Below are 20,204 nucleotides of genomic sequence, written 5' to 3'. Positions count from 1 at the left end.
GCCATTCCTTCCTTAATTATATTGCTTTACTTTCTCTATTCCTTGTAAAACTCTTAACGTACCTCGTGCAAGAGCCAACATCACATTCTCTCCAGGAAATACATAGGTGTCAGCAATCCAACTTACTTGCTCGATAATTTTTTGATTCAGATAATCGTATCCAGCCAGATCACCTGTTAGAGCAATTGCATTGACATTGCCAGATACAACTGTACTCATCTTTCCTATCTCTTTTGCTACCTGGTAGGCTAAAATATCAAATACTTCCTTCACTTTCTCCGGTTGTGATCTCCATAATATTTTTAAATCAGCGCTCCTATCAATATCTAAATATGCTTTGATTCCACTCTTGTTAATTAACTGATGTTGTAATGCTTCTTTCGACATACCTGAATCAAAACTTAATTGTATCAAATCTTTATTCGGAATCGAACCTGCACGCTCAAATGAAAATGGACCGTCTCCATCAAAACCATTATTAACATCAATTACCTGCCCGTACTGATGGACACCAACCGTTATGCCACCGCCCATATGGGCAATCACTAAGCAAAGATCTTCATATGTTGCATGAAGTTGACTAGCAAGCGATCTTCCTACAGATTTCTGGTTCAATGCATGAAAAATACTTTTCCGTTCAATCGAAGGTATTCCTGTTTTTTTTGCTATATCCAGCATCTCATCTACTACGACAGGATCGACAATATAAGCATTGACATTCCATTCACTTGCTATGTCAAAAGCTAATAATGCACCTAAATTAGAGACGTGGATGCCATTAATACTATTATTTAAATCTGTTACCATTTGCTTATTTACCTGATAGGTACCACCTTCAATCGGGCGAAGTAGCCCACCCCTTCCACAAACAGCATCAATTGTAGAAATATCAATACCAATGGATTGGATACTATCCATAATATTTCGCTTTCTTTCAGCTCGTTGCGCGATTATATCTTGCGCTACCCATACATCTGTTAAAACGACCAGCTGTTCATATAAGCACTCGTCATTCTCAAACAGTGCTATTCTCGTACTTTCCACCAATGGATTGATAACTAAAATACGATAAATCTTTTTTGTCATGGAGCACCTCGATCAATCTTATATTTATCCATCTTATAATATAAATTACGAACAGAAATACCTAAGGATTTGGCTGTTTTCGTTTTATTAAAATCATGTTGTTGTAAAGCTAACATAATATAATCTTTTTCAAACTGATCGATCGCAGTCTGTAACGGCATACGAGAGCTAGCCCCATGTAAATGACTGGTTTCTTTTGAATCATCTTTTTCTAACTGCTCTTTTGTAATCACATGGGTAAAAGCATCAGCTTCTAGTACCAGATTTTCAAGTGTTCTTTCTAGTTGAGCAATATTACCAGGCCATTCACACTTTTTCCAATATTCAATAACTTCCTTGTCTATTTTTGATATATTTGTATGATACCGTCGGTTAAGTTTAGTTAAAAGTGTACCTACTAGCAATGAGATATCTTCTTGCCTTTCTCTTAAAGCTGGTAACGTCATTTGGTAACGTTGAATCATATTATAAAAAGAATCTTTCCAATGTTCGGACAGTAGAGCCTGTGAACTTCCAAAAATCACTCGCAATTCCTCTGTATGGTCTACAAAGTTCAGTAATTGTTCTTGTTTTTCTTTTTCAATTATTTCGTCCATATAAAAATATACTGTTCCGTTTCTTCCGCATCGCAATACATGTGCCAACTCCATGCTCATATTGTTCGAACTTGCTAATGCAGAAAAGTTACATCTTATAAAAGGATGTGAATACCTATCACTTAGCGTATGGATGACTCTTGCCAGCATATATTTCCCAGTTCCCATTTCCCCTCGAATGAGTAGAGGGGTTTCCATCTTTGCATATAACTTAGCATGTTCGCGTGCAATATTGATTGCTGGCGACTCCCCAATGATATCGTCTATTTGGTAAGTCTTTTCTAATGTTCTGATGATTTTTTTGGCGAATTGAAGTTCTTGTTCACTTTTATTTAACTTATCTGCATTTAAAAACTGCACACAACCAATTAACTTCCCATATTTTTGAATTGGCTTACTTATGATCTCAATTTGATTGGACATAATCTTATTATCTTGAAAAGTCTCCTTGATTTCTCGTCTAGATTCCATTGCTATTTCGGCTAATTTATGTACCCACTTGTCAGCATGTCTACTGATTGCGTGTAATTCATCCCACCAATCCTCACTACTTAACCATTCACTATGATCTACAAGTACAACACGAAATTTTGCATGACTATTGCGTAATTCCTGCAAGACTCCTTGAACTAAATCGATATTCGTTAATTGACTGACACGCTCATGGAATAAAGATAAAGGCTCTACCAGAATGATGATCCCAAGCAATTCTCCTTGCTCACTTAAGTAAGGGTTATATCGCGTTACGACTTGCTTTCTATTTCTTTTAGTGATATCACGTTTTTCTATAGGATCATGCATTTGTTTAACGTCAGTTGTAGAAGCATTTTCAAGTAATCCATTAATAGAAACATTACTTATATCCCCATCCAAATCAAATATATCTAGAGCTATCTTGTTTAGATAATTTATTTTATCGTTTTTATCTACCAATAATAAGCCAACCGGTAAGTTATGAAATAAATGGTCATATCTATCCAATATGTTTGCAGTTATTTTCATCACACCTTGCATTATTTTTCATACTCTTATGATAAAACTTCTTGCAATTTTTTGCAAGAATAGATAATTTCTTTTATTGTCGTTTTTTGCTATAATAAAGTGAGAATTTATCAGCGTTACTATGCTGATGGATAGCAAGACTTATCGTCCATTATATTATCTCCCACATTACATATGAAAATACTGTGGCTTTGGCTTACGGACGGCTTGCATATAATCCATGTATTAACAACGTGTGGTAGGAGGAAGTATTGTGAGAATTATAGCGTTATTCCTATTAGCCTTACCTGCTATATTAGCAACTTATGGTATTAAATTAATGAGAGATGCATTTTTCGGTGAGCTTACTGATATATTTATGCACATTATTGTTCAGTTCATTGTGGGACTAGGACTTTTCGCGGGAGGATTATATTTTATCGGTGGATTTATCCTTCACAGAGATCGCAAACGACATTTAATCAAAGGCGGAAAAAAAAAACAGGTATTCCCAATGAGGAATACCTGTTTTTATGGTTAAAAGGAAAATTAACTTTTTTAGAGACTTCAATGCTATATTTTAGTGCGCTTACGGGATAATAACCCATGAAGGGGAAAAGCGGACAGCCGGAGTGGTAGTCAAGCTGTGCAAATATTTCACCATTGCTATCAAAGTAATCGACATCTAATTAGCATTTAATAATGAACCGGCAGAGGTTTGCCGTTTTTTCTTATTCAAAGAAAGTGTTATACAATGCTTTAACTGATTCATTTACTTTATCAGCTTTTATCCCAAACATCATAGAGACCTCTGAAGAGCCTTGGTTCATCATCTCAATGTTAACATTTGCTTTTGTAAAGGCATGTGTGGCTTTATCAGCTAGTCCTACCGTACTATCCATTCCTTCGCCAACAACCATAATTAAAGCTAAGTCTCGATCCACACTTACAGTATCTGGATCAAGCTCATCTTTAATTCGAGCAATTACACGTTCTTCTTTTTCTTTTGTAAGGCTTGATTCACGGATTATGACCGAAAGATCGTCAATTCCAGAAGGAGTATGTTCGAAAGAGATATCTTCATCTTCTAAAATCGTTAATAGTTTTCGGCCAAAACCTAATTCCCTATTCATTAAATATTTACTTACATAAATGCTAATAAATCCAGTATCACTAGCAATTCCTACCACAGGATTTGGTTGCGGTTCCTTTTTCGATACTATAATCGTCCCCATTCCTTGAGGATTGTTCGTATTTTTAATACAAACTGGAATATCTGCTTTAAAGGCAGGGATTAGTGCCTCATCATGGAAAACAGAAAAGCCTGCATAAGATAGTTCTCGCATTTCTTTGTATGTTAAAGAAGTGATTTCTTTTGGATTCTCGACTATCGTTGGATTTACACAATAAACAGAATCCACATCTGTAAAGTTCTCATAGAGATCAGCTTTTACACCTGCCGCTACAATTGAACCTGTAATATCTGATCCACCACGGGAAAATGTAATTAATTTACCATCTTTTGTGTAACCAAAGAAGCCTGGAATAACTACTATCTCATCTCGTTCTCTTAATTTATACAGCTGATTATAACTCTCATCTAAAATTTGCGCACTACCAGGGTTGTCGCTTACCAATATACCAGCTTCTCCTGGGTTTAAATATGTTGCTTTAAGTCCTAAAGATTGCAGATAAGCACTTAAAACTTTTGCTAATGAATCTTCCCCTGTAGCTTTTAGCGCATCCATTTTTAGTGCGTCACTATCATCAGAAGCAATTATTCCTTCTACGCCACCTCTTATCTCCTGGATAATTTTATCTGTTATGTTGAGTTCTTTCGTAATTTCGTGAAAGCGATCTAAAACAATTTGTAACTTTCCTTGGTAATCTTGCTTGTTGAAGTATGCTTCACCTAATTCAATAAGCAGGTCCGTTACTTTGATGTCATCAGAAAATCTTTTTCCAGGTGCGGATACAACAATTACTTTACGTTCTTTATCATCTTGAATAATATTTGCTACTTTCTGTAATTGCTCAGCATTAGCTACTGAACTTCCTCCAAATTTAGCTACTTTCATGTTTTAACCTCTCCAATAATAATTTTTATGCCAATAAAAATATTATCACACTTTTATCAGAATTGTTAAACAAAAGTAGTGTCTAAACTCAAAAATATTGGAGTATTTAACCGCTTATGTGAATAAGATGAATGACACCTTAAAATTTTGGTTTAAATCAAATCATATAAACAGAGATTAGTATTAAGCTTGTCTTCTTATTTTGCAATAAACATTTGCGTCCAATAATTTCCTGATCTTACATATCCTACTCCTATGTGTGTATATTCACCATTTAAAATATTCGCTCGATGGCCACTTGAATTCATCCAAGCCTGTACGACTTGATATGGGGTTTCCTGTCCTTGAGCGATATTTTCTGCAGCCGATCGATAGTTAATATTAAAATCACTCATCATATTAAAGGGAGATCCATACGTTGGACTTTGATGACTGAAATAATTATTTTGCTGCATATCCTGTGATTTATAACGGGCAACCCGTGACAATTGCCAGTCCGGCCTTAGTGGCGATAATCCGTATTTTTCTCTCTCTTGATTGGTATATTGAATAACTTGATGCTCAATCGATTTTATTTCATCCTTGGTTGGTATGGTTACTTTCTGGTTAGGATAGATTAAATCAGGATTTTCAATTTGTTGATTGGCTTCTATGATTTCTGATAAACCAATTTGATGCTTTTTTGAAATTTTCCAAAGACTTTCGCCAGGCTGGACGATATGAGTTGCGGCAAAGATTGATTGAACCGGGAACAGAATCATACATAAAGAAAACATTATCACCAATAATTTTTTCATACCTACAGCTCCTTCAATTTTTTTCTATATTCCCCCATACTGCTGTTAATATTCGCTTAAATAATTGGAAATAACAAAGGGATCATGATAAAGTATCAATAGGTTGAAAAGGGTGGAGGGTTAGACTTGAATTGGAGATTTTGGGAAAGCATTACTTATGATGATTATGTTAACATCGCCATAAGTATAGGAATCGTATTAATTGCATTTATCCTAAGAAAACTTTTTATTAAATATATCTTTTACTTATTGTTAAAGTTGGCTAAAAAAGGAAAAAGCGACTTTCTCAATTATGTTTTAACAGCATTTGAAAAACCATTACGTATGTTAATCATGATTATCGGTGTGTATATTGCGATCGGTTATTTTCCTTATATAAATCAAGAAAATGAGTTATTTGGTCAGATCATTAGTGTAAGTTTTATTATCGTGATAACTTGGGGCTTGTACAATTTATCCTCTAGTTCTTCACTACTCTTTATGAAGATAAATGAGAGTTTTAATTTTGAAATTGATCAAATTTTAATACCTTTTCTATCAAAAGCTGTTCGTGTAATCATCATTGCCATTAGCTTCAGTATTATTGCTCAGGAATTTGACTACGAGGTAAGTGGTTTTGTTGCCGGGCTTGGTCTAGGTGGTCTTGCCTTTGCATTAGCTGCACAAGAAGTAATCAAAAATTTATTTGGTGGCGTTGTAATTATTACAGAAAAACCGTTTTCTATTGGTGATTGGATTCAGTCACCAAGTATTGAAGGGGTTGTTGAAGATATAAGCTTTCGCAGTACGATCATTCGTACCTTTGCTGATTCTGTGATTACAATCCCAAACGCTACGTTATCAAATGAACCGATAACGAACTGGAGTCAAATGGGAAAAAGACGAATTTTCTTTAATTTAGGTGTAGAATACGGTACAACTAAAGAACAGCTCGAAGAAGTGATCAAGCAAATTAGAGCCTATTTAGAAAATAATGAAGATATTCATCCAGAAACCATTTTTGTACGTTTTTCCGAGTACAATGATAGCAGCTTAGATATTATGCTTTATTTCTTTACAAACACAATTGTTTGGGAAGAATACTTAAAAATAAAAGAGGAAGTAAATTTTAAAATTATGGAAATATTAGAAGAGCAAAATGTTTCAGTCGCTTTTCCTTCCCGTTCGCTTTATTTAGATCAGGAAAGCCACGAATTCATGAAGAGTTTCCGTAAGAACACCGATCGAGATGCTAACTAGATACAAACCGCGAAATTGTAAAAATATATGGAGTGAGGCTTTCCTCCATTCTGACTGATTTACTGAGCAAGATACTTCGCTTTGCGTTGTGTTTTGATTGTTGAAAGATTGAATCCTTGGGAATGAACCTTTATGGCCAAAAGATAGTTCGGTTCCCTTAGCGGAGGCAGAATACGGAGACTCTTGTGGGACTCACGAGAGCTGAAGAGTTTCCTTTGCAAAGTTAGCTGTAGCCGAGTCGATCATAATTATATCTTTAAAATAAAGTACCACCCGTTCCTAACATGGAAACGGGTGGTACTTTATTTAGTTATCTATTTAATAGCACTTTTTTGAATTTCATGTGAAGGATTGTCACTCTGAATTTGTGACAAAGTGTTTATTCGTTAAATTAGCTTGCGCGATGTTCTAATCTCAATCGATCTGCAACCATCGCAATGAATTCAGAATTGGTCGGCTTTGCTTTAGAGACACTTACCGTATATCCGAATAATGAAGAAATGGATTCCATGTTACCTCTGCTCCATGCTACTTCAATCGCATGGCGAATAGCCCTTTCCACGCGTGAAGCAGTAGTATTGAATTTGGATGCAATGTCTGGATATAACACTTTCGTTATCGAACCTAATAATTCAATATCATTGTAAACCATCGTAATTGCTTCACGTAAATACATATATCCTTTAATATGCGCAGGTACACCTATTTCGTGAATAATGTGTGTAATATTTGCTTCTAGATCGAACTTTTTGTTCTGACTGCTGTTAGCAGAAGATCTCTGCTCATTATGTACCGCAGTTTGAATACCATGAACTTGTCTTATTTGCTCTGCAAGATGCTCCAAATCGAATGGTTTCAAGATAAAATAGGATGCACCTAAACCAACAGCTTTTTTCGTTACTTCTTCCTGACCAAATGCAGTAAGCATAATAACATTAATGTGTTTAGTGTTATTATTTTGTTTTAGTTTAGAAAGAACTGCTAAGCCATCTATATGGGGCATAATAATATCTAACACGACAACATCAGGATTTAGTTCTTCTAGATTATCCAGACATTCCTTACCATTATATGCCTTACCTACTACTTCGATATCATCCTGATCTAGTAAGTATTCATCCATTAATTCTACAAGCTCTTGATTGTCATCAACTAACATAACCTTTGTCTTTTCCACAAAAAGTTCCTCCTTCAATTCTATGCTACAATTTTGATCCCACCTAATAAATTCGACAAAAGGAAGAAAAATCCTTCTTATCTTCTTAAAAAAAATATTTTTCTTTTAATTATCGGGTTTGTCGAAAAATCTTTATTTTAGCATAGCAAAATTATTCCAACTCATCAATACTTTTATAAAAATAATTCCCATTCAAAAAAGTAAACCCGTTTCCATAATTAAATGAAACGGGCTTTTCAAGTTATTCTGAAGTCTTGAAAACGGGAGGACTATAAAATTAGCTTGCCTTTTTCTCTTCTTGTTGGTAAATATCTATTCCTGCTTCATTCAACATCCATTCAATGTGTACGCCATACCCACTAGTTGGATCATTGACAAAAACATGTGTAACAGCACCAACCACTTTATCATTTTGAATAATTGGACTACCACTCATTCCTTGGACAATCCCACCAGTTGCATCTAATAAACGCTGATCCGTTATTTCTAAAATGAGCCCTTTGGTCGCAGGCGCTGATTGCTCTACACTGTTGACAATCTCTACATCAAATGCTTCCACTTTTTCCCCGTTAATTACAGTTAATATCTGGGCAGGTCCTTCCTCTACTTCATTTGGTAATGCGATTGGCATTGGTTTTGACCATTTGCCTTCTTTAGGTGGTTCTTTTAATGTACCAAAAATACCGAAAGGTGAATTTTTGGTTATATTTCCTAATTGAACATCATTAAATTTAAAGTCTGCTTTCTTTTCGCCTGGAACCCCATTTTCCCCTTTTTTTATGTCAGTTATTTCCGAGCGGACAATGGATCCATCATTGATTTCTACTGGTTTTCGTGTGTCCATGTCAGAAATAATATGGCCTAAAGCACCGTATTTTTCTGTTTCTGGATCATAAAAAGTCATCGTGCCAATTCCAGCAGCTGAATCACGAATATATAAACCAATACGATAATCTTCTTCTTTAATGTCATATTGAGGTTTTAAATCAGTTTCAATTGTCTGCTGTCCGCGTTTAATCTCAACATCTAATGCTTTATTGTTTTCTCCAGCTTCCTTTACGATCGGTGCTACTTCCTCCATATTTGAAATGGATTTATCATTGATCGATATGATGCTATCACCGACTTGAATATTTGCTTCCTCTCCTGGGGATGATGTTCCGTCATCAGTTGTAACTAAATGGTGACCAACAACTAAAACTCCCTCGGTTTGTAGATTGATTCCTATCGATTGGCCACCAGGAATAATACGAAAATCATCATACACATCGACATTTACTTTTTTTACTGGAAATTGACCTACCGTGTAGGTGACTTCATCACTTCCACTTTCCTCAAGTGAATACTTCATCAAATCTGTAGCATAATGAACGGAATCACTATTCATCGCGGATACCGAGACATCATCACCTAATATTGGTAATGAAACAGGTTCTGACTGAGAAAAGGTCTTAATTTGGTTTGGGATGGAAAGGTATATTTGAAATGGTGAATACCATGGAAGTACAAATAATATGACAAGGAGTATTAATCCTATACTTTTTCTTATATAATCATTTTTCACAACATCGCCCTCCTTGTAAGTACAGACTGTTTTTGATCTGTATCATTAATTTGACCTTAAGGAGGGCTTTTTAAACCCGTTAAACATAACAAAATCGGGTGAACTTTTCCACTTGTAGAAATGTTTTGCCGGGATACTATTATCTTTTATGATTCATTTCAATTAATTCTTTTGCATGTGTTCTGGATGTTTCTGTTAATTCAGCACCAGTAATCATCTTGCCAATTTCATCAATTCTTTGATCAAACGATAATTCTTGGATAGTTGTATGTGTTCGATTTTGCTTTACAACTTTTTCAATTTTTAAATGCGTATCAGCTATGGAAGCAACTTGTGGCAGGTGCGTAATACAAAGAACTTGTGATCCGACTGATATATTATAAATCTTGTCAGCCATTGCCTGTGCAACACGTCCACTAACTCCAGTATCGACTTCATCAAAAATGACACTTGTAATTCCTTGGTGCTTCGAAAAAATATTTTTGAGTGCTAGCATGATTCTTGACATTTCTCCACCCGAAGCAATTCGATCCAATTCTTTAACAGGTTCTCCAGGATTCGTTGAAATTAAAAACCTTACTTGGTCAATTCCATCTTCGTGCGGTGAAACATTTTTCCCTTCAAAAGGAATACCTTTTTCTTTGGAAGGAATGAATACGTCCACTTGGAAATTGGTTTTCTCTAAATAGAGGTCCTTTAGTTCCATTAAAACCGCTTTTTCCAGTTGTTTAGCAGCTTTCTTCCTAATGTTATGCAACTCTTTAGCTTCTAATAATAAATCATTTGCCGCTTCTTGTACCATTTCGGATAAATTGGCAAGATGCTGATCACGATTTTTTATTTCATCTAATTCTTCCTCAATTTTGGCACTATATGTCATAATTTCTTCTACACTTTGACCATATTTTCTTTTCAATTGATCGATTTCATACAACCTTGATTCAATTAATTCTAACCTGCCTGGTTCATAATCCATATTCTCAAGGTGTTGTCTGATTTGATAAGATATTTCTTCAATCAAGTAGTAATGGTCTACATATTGTTGTTGCAATTTTTGAATGTCTTTATTATGTTCACCGGCTTCTTCAAGGTTATTAGCAGCATGTGACAACCAGTCCAACCCTTTTTGTTCACCATGTAATGCATTATAAGCATCGTTTAAATTTTTATGGATCGTTTCGAAATGATGTAATTTATTGCGTTCATCGGTAAGAACTATGTCTTCATTTGGTTGTAGATCAGCATTTTGAATTTCATTTAATTGAAATTCTAATAAATCAATTCGTTGAGCCAACTCTTGTTCATTTTTATTATTGGCTTCGTATTTATACTTTAGTTCTTTCCAATGCTGATATAACTTTTGATAGTCGTTCTTAAAGCGGGAATGATTCGACTGATAAAAATAATCCAATAACTCGATATGTTTATCCTGATTCAGTAATGCTTGTGTTTCGTGTTGGCTATGTATATCTAAGACGATTTGTCCAATTTCTTTTAATATGGCTAAAGTTGTCAGTTTACCATTAATGCGACAAATACTCTTACCTGAATGGGAAATAGTCCGGTGAAGAACTAGCATATGATCTTCCATTATATCTATTCCTAATTCCTTTGCCTTCTGATAAACAGGGTGCTTAGTATCATCAATGATAAATAAACCTTCTAATTCTGCCTTCTTTTCACCGTGACGAACATATTCAACCGATCCCCTTCCACCAATCAACAAACCTACCGCATCGATAATAATCGACTTCCCTGCACCTGTTTCTCCCGTTAATACCGTTAGACCTTTTTGGAATGGAATATGAAGTTCATCAATAATAGCAAAATTTTTAATGGATAATTCGGCTAACATATGCTCACCACCTTATAACATATCTAAAAACTTTTCCTTAAGTGCTTCTGCTTCTTCTGTTGTCTTACATATAATCAGAATCGTATCATCACCACAAATACAGCCGACAATTTCTTCCCAACCCAGATTATCAATTAATGCTCCCATTGCCTGTGCATTCCCTGGCAATGTTTTCATGATTATGAAATGTGTAGCTGTATCTATACTAATAAATGCATCCATAATAAATCTCTTTAATTTGTTTAAAGGATTAAATTTTTGATCAGCCGGTAAACTATATTTATACCTACCATCTGTAGTAGGTACCTTCACCAAGTGCAATTCTTTAATATCTCGTGAAATGGTTGCTTGAGTAATACCATAGCCTTGACTTCTAAGTTCCTCAACTAAATCATCTTGTGTTTCAATTTCATTTTCGGTAATGATCTCACGAATTTTAATATGTCGTTGAGCTTTGTTCATGGTTCTTCCTCCCGGTTTACTTGTTCATATAAAGTGAGCGAAACTTATCAGGGAGTTAGCGTCTGTTATCCTTAAACTTACCCTTGAAGCTTAAAGCGGGAATTACAGACGTTTAGCACCGTGATAAAATGGACTACTTAACAGGTAGTCCAATCGGATTTAATGATCTAATGCCTGGTGTGATTCTGCTACTATTTTTTCCGTTAAGGTCAAGAAGTCCGTTTCCTTGCTAGTTTCGTCTCTGGATTTCCCCAGTAAGCCTAGATATTCGATGTTGCCCTCGCCTCCAGTTATTGGAGAAAATGTTACATCCAGAATTTGAAACCCTATTTCTTTGGCAAAAGTCAATGTATCTTGTAATACTTGTAGATGGATCGACGGATCTCTCACAATCCCTTTCTTACCAACTTGTTCTTTTCCAGCTTCAAATTGTGGCTTGATTAAGATTACCGCTTGACTGTCTACTGATAACAAACGAAAGAGCGGTGGCAAAATTAAGCGAAGTGATATGAAAGAAACATCTACAGTAGCAAAATTAGGTAGCTCCTTCGTTAGCATTTCTGGTGTTACGTATCGAAAGTTGGTTCTTTCCATAACAACTACTCTTGGATCATTTCGCAATTTCCAATCTAATTGATTGTAGCCCACATCAATTGCATAGCTCAACCTAACTCCGTTTTGTAATGCACAATCTGTAAATCCGCCAGTAGATGAACCTACGTCAACCATTACTTTATCGTTTAAATTTAACGAAAAATATTCAATCGCTTTTTCTAGTTTTAATCCACCACGTCCAACATATGGTATTGCCTTACCTTTTATATCAATCGGGATATCATCTTTCACCTTTGTACCAGGTTTGTCCATACGTTGCCCTTCAGAAAAGACAAGGCCAGCCATGATCGTTCTTTTTGCCTTCTCCCTGGATTCACTTAGGCCGCGATCAACTATTAATTGATCTAATCTAATTTTTTTACTCATTATTCATCATGCCCTTTTTTGCTTATCATTACTTACGGCTAATAATTTTTTTAGTTCGACAACTATTTGTTCTTTTGTTAAGTCGATTTCCTCCAGTAAATCTTTGACACTACCGTGCTCAATATATCGATCAGGGATCCCCATTCTTTTGATTTGCGGATGATAATTATTTTCTTCTGCAAATTCAAGTATCGCAGAACCAAAACCACCTTTAAGTACTGCTTCTTCCACAGTTAAAATCGGTATATTTTTACGCATTCTGTCATGCAATATTTGTTCATCCAACGGCTTAATGAACCTTGCATTAATGACTTCAACTTGAACACCTTGCTTTTGCAGAAATTCACTCGCAGCAAGAGACATAGCAATGGTAGTACCAAATGTTAAAATAACCGCATCGGTTCCTTGTTTTAATACTTCCCATTTACCAATCGGCAATGTTTTTAACTCTTGATCCATTTCTACACCTAATCCATTTCCTCTTGGGAACCGTACAGCAATTGGTCCTTCATTATAAGAAATAGCAGTGTTCACCATATGCTGGCACTCATTTTCATCTTTCGGCATCATAATGACCATGTTAGGTAAATGGCGCAAGAAAGCAATATCAAAAACTCCTTGATGTGTTTCACCATCAGCTCCTACTAGTCCCGCACGATCAATACCGAAAGCAACGTTCAAGTTTTGCCGACAAACATCATGAACTAATTGATCATATGCTCTTTGTAAAAATGTGGAATAAATCGCAAGAAAAGGTTTCATACCTTGTGTTGCCAGACCAGCAGATAATGTGGTGGCATGTTGTTCAGCAATTCCCACGTCAAATAAACGATCTGGATATTTTTCCTGGAATTTATCCAGTTTAGATCCAAGTATCATAGCTGGTGTGATTACAGCAAGACGTTCATCTTTTCCAGCAATATTTTCTAATGTATCACTTACAACTTGACTCCAAGCCGGCGCTGAATTAGCAGGCTTAATTTTTTCACCTGAATCGATTTTATAAGGACCTACCCCATGCCATTTATCTTTCTTATCAGATTCAGCAGGGTAATAGCCTTTTCCTTTTTGCGTGATCACATGAACAAGTACAGGGCCTTGTGTTTTCTTGGCATATGCAATATTTTCTTCTAAATCCTTAAAATCATGGCCGTCCACGGGGCCAAAATAGGTAAAACCAAATTCCTCAAACAACATACCCGGAACCATAAAATATTTCATACTATCCTTCACTCGTTCCGCTGTTTGAGCAATCATGCCACCGACTGCCGGAATTCTCTTTAGCAGGATTTCTAACTCATCTTTAACACGATTATATTTACCGGCACTTCTCATTCTTCCCAACGCATTATGTAATGCGCCAACATTGCCTGCGATGGACATTTCATTATCATTGAGTATAACCGTGATATTTTTCTTTTCGTGACCTATATGATTTAGTGCTTCCAATGCCATACCACCTGTTAAAGCACCATCGCCAATAATGGGAACTACATAATTATTAGCTTGTTTCATATCTCGAGCAATCGCCATCCCCATGGCTGCAGACAGAGATGTTGAGCTGTGTCCTGTTTCCCAAACATCATGTTCACTTTCCGTCATTTTAGGAAAACCGCAAAGTCCTTTATACTGTCTCAGGGTATCAAATTGCTCTGTACGTCCTGTCAGCATTTTATGAATATAAGATTGATGCCCGACGTCAAAGATTAATTTATCTTCAGGACTATTAAATTGTTTGTGTAATGCAAGCGTTAGTTCTACTACACCTAAATTAGCTCCTAAGTGACCGCCCGTTACCGATAATTTTTCAATCAGAAACTGACGTATTTCACCAGCTAAGAGCTCTAGTTCTTCCGTGTTTAATTGTTTAAGAAATGTTGGATTTTTGATCCTGGTTAGATCCATGAAGGAATCCTCCCTACTATTATTCAAGATTCGCCTTATTTATTCGACAATACTTTTATTTTAAATTTTTCTTCTAAAAATGCAATTATTTTACCAACTATAAAAATAATGTTGGTTGAAGAGTGAATGGCTAAGAACTTACCCAACGCCTTTCCTCCGACGGTTAAAGCTGCTACAAGGCTTGTAAGAATGACGTTAATGGATAAATGAAAGGAGGTACCTTCCGCATAACCAAACCCGTTCGAAATTTGCAATACTACAATTGCAGATGCTGTCCCACTTATTATACCAGAAATGTCTCCAATCACATCATTACAAAAGCTAGCAAACCGATCAGCGTTTCTGACAATTTGGATTGCTTGTTTGGAACCGCTTACCTTCTCTGCTGCCATTGCATGAAATGGAACTTCATCTGCAGCAGTTGCTGCTATCCCTAGCATATCAAAAAACACACCGATAAATACAATAATAAATACGATCACTAAGCCAATGATCGACATTACTCCACTTAATATCGAAGAAGACACTATTGAAAAAATAGCCGCTAACACAAACGTGATAACGGCAATGCTTAAACTGAATTTTATCGACTTTTGTAATTGTTTTTTATCCATATCAAAACCCCATTAACTGGTTACATTATGTAGCAGGAATGGAATGGTCACTTAAAAGGTAAAAACTGCGGCTTAGGTCCAGTAGGTTTTCCCAGACAGGTACCGAGTGTTGCCACTCTGGCGGTTCCCCTTTAAACCCATCTTAGCGCAGTCACCCAACGCTAGACTGGATTACCACTTAGTCCGCACTATAATTCCTTTTAAATGTCCTCATATGGAACAGTCTAGGAGATTTCCTCAACAACCCTTAACCGTTTCCTAGCCTCTTTTGCAGTACGAATTTCATACAGATAAACATGTCCTTAACTAGTGGCCATCCAGTTAAGAACACTTTGTTGCCTGTAATCCCCTTCGCACCACTCAAGGCAGGCTACGCTACGAATAAGGATTTCCCCAACCCTTATTACATAGGTTCATACCCCATTCCATACTTTATTCTTGGCTAAGAATAAAGTACAGAGATGGGCCTCCGCGGAAGAAGGGTCGTCGCCCACATGCCTTTGTGGATCGCCCTTCAACCTTAACTCCCAGCATCGACCCAAGGCTGGGCGCCTCAAGCCGACACAAGGAACTTCATCGATGTGCCCTTTGGCGGATTTTTAGGCCCGCCTTCAGAAACGGAGGATTGACTAGAATACTGCACCATCCCATTGACTTACTTTAAATATAACATGTTTCTTGTTTTTTCACAATATTATTACTGGTTTCGCTCACTTAAATAGCTACTTATCAAAGCCAGATCAGTATTTTCTAATCCGACTTTTTGCAAGCATCTTACTGCCTCTTTAACATATTTCGTTTTATATTGTTTCGCTCCTTCTAACCCAAGTATGCTTGGATATGTGCTTTTTTCATTATCAACATCACTGCCTACGCGCTTACCGATTATTTCCTGATCACCTTCGATATCTAAAATATCATCTTGAATTTGAAATATGATACCAAGGTAATCACCAAATTTCTTTAGTGTTTCCATTTTGTCTAGTGAGGCACCTGCTAAGAATCCACCAATTTCTACTGCGAATGCAATAAGCCTTCCAGTTTTTAAATGATGGATTCTTTCTAAATTCGAAATCGATATCGTCTGATTTTCTGCTTCCATATCCAAATATTGCCCTGCTACCATTCCTTCTAAACCGCTTGCTTTCGATAATTTGGTAATGATGCTAACTTTTTCTTGATCGGTATATAAATTTGAAGCTGTAATGACATGAAAACTATTCGTGAGCAAGCCATCTCCTGCTAATATAGCGGTCGCTTCGTCAAACTTTTTATGATTAGTAAGTTGTCCCCTGCGATACGTATCATCATCCATCGCAGGGAGATCATCATGAATCAAGGAATACGTGTGAATCATTTCTAATGCTACTGCAGCAGGATATACCTTCTCCGGATCTCCACCTAGCCCTGTACAAGTTAGTTTCATCAAAAGCGGACGTAACCTTTTTCCTCCCGCTTCAATAGAATATAGAACAGATTCTCTTAATCGATCAGGTATATCGAGTGTTGTAATATAAGAAGTTAAAGCATTATTTAATTGTTGTTGTTCTTTATCTAACAAATTTTGCAATGATTGATCCACTTAATTTTCCTCCTGGATTTCGAAGCTAGAACGTTCGTTATCTTCACGTAATATTTCTTTCATTTGTTTCTCGGCATTTACTAACTTATCATGGCATATTTTCGATAGTCTGGAACCTTCTGCATAATATTCCATTGCTTTTTCTAACGGAACTTCCCCTTCCTCCATCTTGTTGACAATCGATTCTAATTGCGCTAATGCTTCTTCAAATGATAATTCCTTCTTTGTTTCACTCATGTATTCTCTCCCTTTCTGATTTCTTGTGCTAGACATTTTACAATACCGTCTGACAATTGGATGGATAATGATTGATCCTTTTCCACCTGTTCAACACTGCGAATAATATCATTTTCCTCAGAGTATGTAATCGAATAACCTCTACTCATAATGCGAGTAGGATTTAACAGATCTAATTGTGCTAAATGCTTACTAAAAAGATTTTTCTTTTGATCCATCTGTTGATTGCTAGCTCGATATAAACGTTTTAACAAATGTTGTACCTGTTCATTTTGTTTTTCCAGCTGCTTATCGATATGGAGACGCTGATAACGTTGATCCAAATATTTAAAATAATCATTTTTTGATTGAAGGGTACGATGTAATTGTTTCGTCAACTGATCCACTGCCCTGTCAAGCCTTTGTTCTTTTTCTTCTACTAATCTTCTAGGATACTTGAACACGTATGAACTTTCAATCGAAACCAACTTTTCACTGGAACGCTCGATTTTATTTCGAGTATTGTTCTCCAAAAACTGACGTATCTTCTTAAGCTTGTCTATTAATTCTAATTGCGATGGTACAGCCATTTCAGCAGCTGCAGTAGGAGTCGGCGCACGTAAATCTGCCACCATATCACTTATAGTTACATCTGTTTCGTGACCAACAGCAGATATTACCGGAAGTTCAGATTGAAAGATTGCTCTGGCAACTTCTTCTTCATTAAAAGACCATAATTCTTCTAAAGAACCTCCACCTCTACCCACTATAATTAAATCAAGTTCATCGATCTGATTTGCTTTTTTGATCCCATTCACGATAGAGGTTGCCGACTGTTTTCCTTGCACTAATACTGGAATAATTAAAATGTTGGCAAGCGGATAGCGTCTTTCCATTGTTGTTAAGATATCACGGATAGCTGCTCCTGTTGGTGAAGTCAATACCGCAATATGCTGAGGATATTTTGGTAAAGCCTTTTTATGTATGGGATCAAATAGACCTTCTTTTAAAAGTTTTTCTTTTAATTGTTCAAAAGCTAAATGAAGGGCACCAATTCCATCGGGTTGTAATTCCTGTATATATAACTGATATTGGCCTTGTGATTCAAAGACACTCACATAGCCGGTAATTAAAACCTTCATTCCATCCTCTGGTCGAAATGAAAGATCTTGATTTTGTCTATGAAACATGACAGCACGAATACTTGTATGATCATCTTTAATAGTCATATACATATGACCTCTAGAATGATGCTTAAAATTCGATATCTCACCCCTTAACCAAACATGATTAAGATGTCTGTCAACGTCAAATTTCTTTTTTATATACTTTGTTAACGCAGTCACGGATAAATATTTTTCTTCCACAACATCATCCCTTTTAATGAATTCTTTTGCAATAAAAGGTCATTCTAATGATAAGAATGACCTTTTATTTCCATATTAAAATAACTGAAGCTGTTTCACAAGTTAATTCTTAAAGAGGTTGTTCAAAAAGTCACCACCATCTGATAAGCACACATTTTTTATTTGATGGGTTTTTTCTTGGCAACTTTTTAAATAAACACTTATAATAATCCGTTCGCTTTTTTAGCGGATTTAATTGTATTATGCATTAACATTGTTATCGTCATTGGACCAACACCTTTTGGAACTGGTGTTATATAACTAGCTTTTTCTTTGGCAGAATCAAAGTCAACATCTCCTGTAAGTGATCCATCTTCAATTCTGTTAACACCTACATCGATCACGATAGCACCTTCTTTTATATGATCTCCATTGATAAAATGAGCTTTTCCCACTGCCACTATCAATATATCGGCAGACCCTATGTATTGTTCCATATTTTTCGTCCGGGAATGACAATAGGTAACTGTTGCATTTTCACTTAAAAGCAATTGTCCTACTGGCTTTCCTACAATATTGCTTCTTCCAATGACAACCGCATGCTTTCCTTCTAACGAAATATTTTTTGATTTCATCATTTGAATAATACCATAAGGTGTACAAGGATAGAATGTATCTTTTCCAGTCATCATACGACCAATACTTATGGGATGAAAACCGTCTACATCCTTCTCAGGCGAAATCGCTTCAATGATGACTTCCTCATCTATGTGTGCAGGTAGTGGTAACTGCACTAAGATTCCATGGACCGAATCTTTTTTATTTAATGTATCAATGAGAGATAATAATTCTTCTTGTGTAGTTGATTTCGGTAACTCCATTAATTCTGAATCAACTCCGACGTAATCTGATGCTTTTTGTTTACCTCTTACGTATGATTTCGAAGCCGGATCATCACCTATTAAAACTACGGTTAATCCTGGAATAATCCCTTTGTCACGAAGGCCTGTTACTTCATCCTTCATTTCATCTCTTAAAGATTGTGCTAACTCACTGCCATAAATAACTTCTGCTGCCACAATAGCTCCCCCTTATTTTATCATTTTTGACAATACACCATTGATAAACTTTCCTGATTTATCATCACCGAAAACATGTGCAATCTCTATCGCTTCGTTGATTACCACACTTTCGGGTGCATCTTTTAAATAAAATAATTCATATACAGCCATACGAAGTAGTGTTCTTTCCACTAGGGCTACTCTTTCCAATGACCACTTCTCTAAATGACCTTTGATTCTTTCGTCAATCTCTTGTTTGTTTTCAGCAACTCCGCGCACCATATTTAATATAAACGGGTCGTGTTCGTTCTCATCTAATGTGTGTTCTATAGTAGTTGCCAAATCATATTCCTCAGTATCCAATGAAAATAAAATTTGTAATGCTTTCTCACGCGCAGTTCTTCGTTTCATGTACTTATTCTTCTCCTTATCACGGTCATATTCTTCACTTTCAAATGATATCATGTTATCAATCTGAATGCCATTAAATCTTATCTTTCCTCGACAGAAAATAAAGATACTAAGAAAAACCAAGCATTACCCCAGTTCTTATTCAATACTAGATAACGACTGCGAACTAGTGAATATTCTCTTTAGTATAGCTTTCTTCCATTCTTTTGAAGTTAATTGCTGATTCGTCGCTGCGGAAAAATACTCCCTTTCC

General features: G+C 36.0%; 18 protein-coding genes. 2 read left to right on the top strand and 16 right to left on the bottom strand.

Annotated features, from left to right (window positions below):
- Positions 1 to 12: 12 nt before the first annotated feature.
- Positions 13 to 1,086, bottom strand: coding sequence for a butyrate kinase (gene buk / locus GHT08_RS17530; protein WP_163582721.1), 1,074 nt, complete (start codon positions 1,084 to 1,086; stop codon positions 13 to 15).
- Positions 1,083 to 2,696: an AAA-type ATPase lid domain-containing protein gene (locus tag GHT08_RS17525; RefSeq protein ID WP_163582720.1), complete on the bottom strand. Its 1,614-nt coding sequence runs from the start codon at positions 2,694 to 2,696 to the stop codon at positions 1,083 to 1,085. The genes buk and GHT08_RS17525 overlap by 4 nt, the downstream gene beginning before the upstream one ends.
- Positions 2,697 to 2,937: 241 nt before the next feature.
- Between GHT08_RS17525 and GHT08_RS17520 the strand changes: the two genes are divergently transcribed.
- The gene (locus tag GHT08_RS17520) at positions 2,938 to 3,204 is read left to right on the top strand and encodes a DUF2627 domain-containing protein (protein WP_193568320.1); all 267 of its coding nucleotides are present in this window, start codon (positions 2,938 to 2,940) and stop codon (positions 3,202 to 3,204) included.
- A gap of 190 nt (positions 3,205 to 3,394) precedes the next feature.
- On the opposite strand, the gene GHT08_RS17515 is transcribed toward GHT08_RS17520, so the two are convergent.
- Together GHT08_RS17515 and safA are read right to left on the bottom strand one after the other, a co-directional pair.
- On the bottom strand, positions 3,395 to 4,741 hold the full coding sequence (locus GHT08_RS17515) for an aspartate kinase (protein ID WP_163582719.1): 1,347 nt from the start codon (positions 4,739 to 4,741) through the stop codon (positions 3,395 to 3,397).
- Between the two features lie 197 nt (positions 4,742 to 4,938).
- Entirely contained in the window at positions 4,939 to 5,538 is a 600-nt protein-coding gene (gene safA, locus GHT08_RS17510; protein WP_163582718.1) for a SafA/ExsA family spore coat assembly protein, read from the bottom strand.
- Positions 5,539 to 5,664: 126 nt separating this feature from the next.
- On the opposite strand from safA, the gene GHT08_RS17505 reads away from it, so the two are divergent.
- A complete protein-coding gene (locus GHT08_RS17505; RefSeq protein ID WP_163582717.1) occupies positions 5,665 to 6,777 on the top strand; it encodes a mechanosensitive ion channel family protein in 1,113 nt (370 codons plus the stop codon).
- Between the two features lie 391 nt (positions 6,778 to 7,168).
- Here the strand turns inward: GHT08_RS17505 and spo0A are convergent, their stop codons facing one another.
- The 12 genes from spo0A to nusB form a co-directional block, all read right to left on the bottom strand.
- On the bottom strand, positions 7,169 to 7,954 hold the full coding sequence (gene spo0A, locus GHT08_RS17500) for a sporulation transcription factor Spo0A (RefSeq protein ID WP_018931654.1): 786 nt from the start codon (positions 7,952 to 7,954) through the stop codon (positions 7,169 to 7,171).
- Positions 7,955 to 8,231: 277 nt separating this feature from the next.
- Entirely contained in the window at positions 8,232 to 9,518 is a 1,287-nt protein-coding gene (gene spoIVB, locus GHT08_RS17495) for a SpoIVB peptidase (protein WP_163582716.1), read from the bottom strand.
- Between the two features lie 139 nt (positions 9,519 to 9,657).
- Positions 9,658 to 11,373 (bottom strand): DNA repair protein RecN, encoded by a 1,716-nt coding sequence (gene recN, locus GHT08_RS17490; protein ID WP_163582715.1) that lies wholly within the window; start codon positions 11,371 to 11,373, stop codon positions 9,658 to 9,660.
- A gap of 12 nt (positions 11,374 to 11,385) precedes the next feature.
- Positions 11,386 to 11,835 (bottom strand): transcriptional regulator AhrC/ArgR, encoded by a 450-nt coding sequence (ahrC, locus tag GHT08_RS17485; RefSeq protein WP_163582714.1) that lies wholly within the window; start codon positions 11,833 to 11,835, stop codon positions 11,386 to 11,388.
- 159 nt (positions 11,836 to 11,994) lie between these two features.
- Positions 11,995 to 12,816 (bottom strand): TlyA family RNA methyltransferase, encoded by an 822-nt coding sequence (locus tag GHT08_RS17480; protein ID WP_163582713.1) that lies wholly within the window; start codon positions 12,814 to 12,816, stop codon positions 11,995 to 11,997.
- A 6-nt stretch (positions 12,817 to 12,822) separates the two neighbouring features.
- Positions 12,823 to 14,721, bottom strand: coding sequence for a 1-deoxy-D-xylulose-5-phosphate synthase (gene dxs, locus GHT08_RS17475; RefSeq protein WP_163582712.1), 1,899 nt, complete (start codon positions 14,719 to 14,721; stop codon positions 12,823 to 12,825).
- A 35-nt stretch (positions 14,722 to 14,756) separates the two neighbouring features.
- Entirely contained in the window at positions 14,757 to 15,335 is a 579-nt protein-coding gene (locus tag GHT08_RS17470; protein ID WP_018931660.1) for a hypothetical protein, read from the bottom strand.
- Between the two features lie 697 nt (positions 15,336 to 16,032).
- Positions 16,033 to 16,917 carry a polyprenyl synthetase family protein gene (locus tag GHT08_RS17465; protein WP_163582711.1) on the bottom strand — a complete coding sequence of 295 codons (885 nt, stop codon included), beginning with the start codon at positions 16,915 to 16,917 and terminating at the stop codon, positions 16,033 to 16,035.
- On the bottom strand, positions 16,918 to 17,154 hold the full coding sequence (gene xseB, locus GHT08_RS17460; protein WP_163582710.1) for an exodeoxyribonuclease VII small subunit: 237 nt from the start codon (positions 17,152 to 17,154) through the stop codon (positions 16,918 to 16,920).
- On the bottom strand, positions 17,151 to 18,500 hold the full coding sequence (xseA, locus tag GHT08_RS17455; RefSeq protein ID WP_163582709.1) for an exodeoxyribonuclease VII large subunit: 1,350 nt from the start codon (positions 18,498 to 18,500) through the stop codon (positions 17,151 to 17,153). The genes xseB and xseA overlap by 4 nt, the downstream gene beginning before the upstream one ends.
- A 200-nt stretch (positions 18,501 to 18,700) precedes the next feature.
- A complete protein-coding gene (folD, locus tag GHT08_RS17450) occupies positions 18,701 to 19,558 on the bottom strand; it encodes a bifunctional methylenetetrahydrofolate dehydrogenase/methenyltetrahydrofolate cyclohydrolase FolD (protein WP_163582708.1) in 858 nt (285 codons plus the stop codon).
- 12 nt (positions 19,559 to 19,570) lie between these two features.
- Entirely contained in the window at positions 19,571 to 19,951 is a 381-nt protein-coding gene (gene nusB / locus GHT08_RS17445; protein ID WP_026287250.1) for a transcription antitermination factor NusB, read from the bottom strand.
- Positions 19,952 to 20,204: the final 253 nt, after the last annotated feature.

The organism is Gracilibacillus saliphilus, assembly GCF_010994085.1.
Taxonomy (GTDB): Bacteria; Bacillota; Bacilli; order Bacillales; family Amphibacillaceae; genus Gracilibacillus; species Gracilibacillus lacisalsi.
Note: the sequence above shows the minus strand (reverse complement) of the source record. Positions and strands in the feature narration are given on the sequence as shown.